Here is a 2,217-nt window from a genome sequence, read left to right as displayed (position 1 = left end):
GCCTTCGTCGTGCCCGGGTCCGCGGGCTCCGAGGGCCGCGACGGCGTGACCGTATGGCGTACGGAGAATATAGGCTGTCCCGCATGGCGGGAGAATCCACAGGCAGCGAACCCGACCGCACGCTTCGGCTCCTGTGGCGGTCGCATTTCGGCGAACCCGTCGGTTCTCGAGGCCCGAAGCAGCGGTCGAGCGTCGACGAGGTCGTCGCGGCGGCCGTGCAGCTCGCCGATGTCGACGGCATCGATGCCGTCTCGATGCGCCGCATCGCCGATCGCCTCGGATTGAAGCCGATGTCGGTCTACACCTACGTGCCGGGCAAGGCCGAGCTCGTCGACCTCATGGTCGACCGCGTCGCCGGCGAGATGGCGCTGCCGCGCCTCGACGGCGATCTGTCCGAGCGACTCGCGCAGATCGCACGACAGCAGTGGAACGAGTACTTGCGGCATCCCTGGCTGCTCTCGATCGACACCAGCAGGCCGCCGCTCGGACCGAACGTCTCCGACCACTGGGAGTGGTGCCTCCGCGCGATCGACGGTCTGGGTCTCTCCGACCTCGACATGGATCGCATCGTCACGCTGCTGCTCGGCTTCGTGACCGGGCCCGCGCGCGCGCATCTCGATGCCGAGCGACACCGCGAAGTCGACCAGGAGTCGGCCGTCGACTGGTGGGAGCGCAACGAGCCGCTGCTCGAGGAGATCCTCGACGCGGAACGCTATCCCGTGTCGGCGCGGGTCGGACAGGCCGCGGGCGCCGCGGATCCCGCTGGGCCGTCTGACGCGTTCGAGTTCGGGCTCGCGCGCCTGATCGACGGCATCGTGGACTACATCGGGGTCTCCGCCCGATAGCCGGCGGACTGGCCGGTCAGTCCTTCGACGGCGGGCGCATGAGGAGCCCGGTGACGATGCCGACCACGATGCCTGCGGGCAGCCACAGCCAGAAGCTCGTCCAGAGGCTCACGCCCACGCCGACGAGCACGCCCACGATGAGCCCGACGATCAGTTGGTTGCGACGGGCATTGCGTGCGGGGGTCTGCTCGGCCATGCCTTCAGCCTACGTCGGCGCCCGCCGTCGTCAGAGCAGCCCGAGGGAGCGCACCGCGTCGCGCTCCTCGACGAGTTCGGCGACGGATGCCTCGATGCGACGCCGCGCGAAGTCGTCGACCTCGAGTCCCTGCCGGATGCGCCAGGCGCCGTCGACCGAGTCGACGGGGAACGAGGAGACGAGGCCCTCGGGCACGCCGTAGGAGCCGTCGGAGACGACCGCGGCGCTCGTCCAGCCGTCGGGGGTGCCGAGCACCCAGTCATGCACGTGGTCGATCGTGGCGCTCGCGGCCGAGCCGACCGACGAGGAGCCGCGCACCTCGATGATCTCGGCGCCGCGCTTGGCCACGCGCGGGATGAACTCGTCGACGAGCCACTCACGAGCGCCGTCGGGCCCGCCGAGGCGGCGGGCGAGGAGCGCCGGCACCGAGTCGCCGGCAGCGGTCGCGTGCGCGACATCGGGGAACTGCGTGGCCGAGTGATTGCCCCAGATCGTAACGCCGCGGATGTCGCCGACTGGCGTGTCGACGGTGGCCGCGAGCTGGCCGAGGGCCCGGTTGTGATCGAGACGGGTGAGTGCCGTGAAGCGTTCGGCCGGGACATCCGGCGCATGGGCCGACGCGATGAGCGCGTTCGTGTTCGCGGGGTTGCCGACCACGACGACGCGGATGTCGTCGGCCGCACCGGCGTTGATCGCCGCGCCCTGCGGGCCGAAGATGCCGCCGTTCGCGGTGAGCAGGTCGCCGCGCTCCATGCCGGCGGTGCGCGGGCGCGCACCGACGAGGAGGGCGACGTTCGCCCCCGCGAACGCCCGGTTCGCGTCGTCGTAGACCTCGACGTGCGAGAGCAGCGGGAAGGCGGAGTCCTGCAGTTCGAGCGCCGCCCCCTCTGCTGCGCGCACGCCCTGCGGAATCTCGAGGAGGTTCAATCGAACGGGGGTATCCGGTCCGAGCATGGCGCCGGAGGCGATGCGGAACAGGAGGGCATACCCGATCTGGCCGCCCGCGCCCGTGAGCGTGACGGTGATCGGCTTCTTCGCGGCCATGCTCCGAGCCTAACCGGCCGCCGGCAACCGGGCCGTCGTCGGGAACCGCCTTCGATGAGCCGCGATCCGGTTTCGGCGCGGCATCCGGCCGCGGCATCCGATGGTCGGCATGTTGCGAGCCGCCATGCGGTT

The 2,217-nt window shown here is 71.0% G+C and carries 3 protein-coding genes; 1 reads left to right on the top strand and 2 read right to left on the bottom strand.

Features of this window, described 5'->3' with window-relative positions:
• The first annotated feature begins 83 nt into the window (after positions 1–83).
• On the top strand, positions 84–845 hold the full coding sequence (locus ACFTQE_RS11035; RefSeq protein ID WP_376925106.1) for a TetR/AcrR family transcriptional regulator: 762 nt from the start codon (positions 84–86) through the stop codon (positions 843–845).
• Between the two features lie 16 nt (positions 846–861).
• On the opposite strand, the gene ACFTQE_RS11030 is transcribed toward ACFTQE_RS11035, so the two are convergent.
• Both ACFTQE_RS11030 and ACFTQE_RS11025 read right to left on the bottom strand, forming a co-directional pair.
• Positions 862–1,041, bottom strand: coding sequence for an HPP family protein (locus tag ACFTQE_RS11030; protein WP_376925105.1), 180 nt, complete (start codon positions 1,039–1,041; stop codon positions 862–864).
• A 30-nt stretch (positions 1,042–1,071) separates the two neighbouring features.
• Positions 1,072–2,085 (bottom strand): malate dehydrogenase, encoded by a 1,014-nt coding sequence (locus ACFTQE_RS11025; RefSeq protein ID WP_376925104.1) that lies wholly within the window; start codon positions 2,083–2,085, stop codon positions 1,072–1,074.
• Positions 2,086–2,217: the final 132 nt, after the last annotated feature.

Source organism: Agromyces sp. NPDC056965 (assembly GCF_042673425.1).
GTDB lineage: Bacteria > Actinomycetota > Actinomycetes > Actinomycetales > Microbacteriaceae > Agromyces.
Note: the sequence above shows the minus strand (reverse complement) of the source record. Positions and strands in the feature narration are given on the sequence as shown.

What these genes read in the sequence shown, in the direction of transcription:
- ACFTQE_RS11035 (WP_376925106.1), top strand. Translation starts at nt 84, where the DNA reads ATGGCGGGAGAATCCACAGGCAGCGAACCCGACCGCACGCTTCGGCTC.
- ACFTQE_RS11030 (WP_376925105.1), bottom strand. Translation starts at nt 1,041, where the DNA reads ATGGCCGAGCAGACCCCCGCACGCAATGCCCGTCGCAACCAACTGATC.
- ACFTQE_RS11025 (WP_376925104.1), bottom strand. Translation starts at nt 2,085, where the DNA reads ATGGCCGCGAAGAAGCCGATCACCGTCACGCTCACGGGCGCGGGCGGC.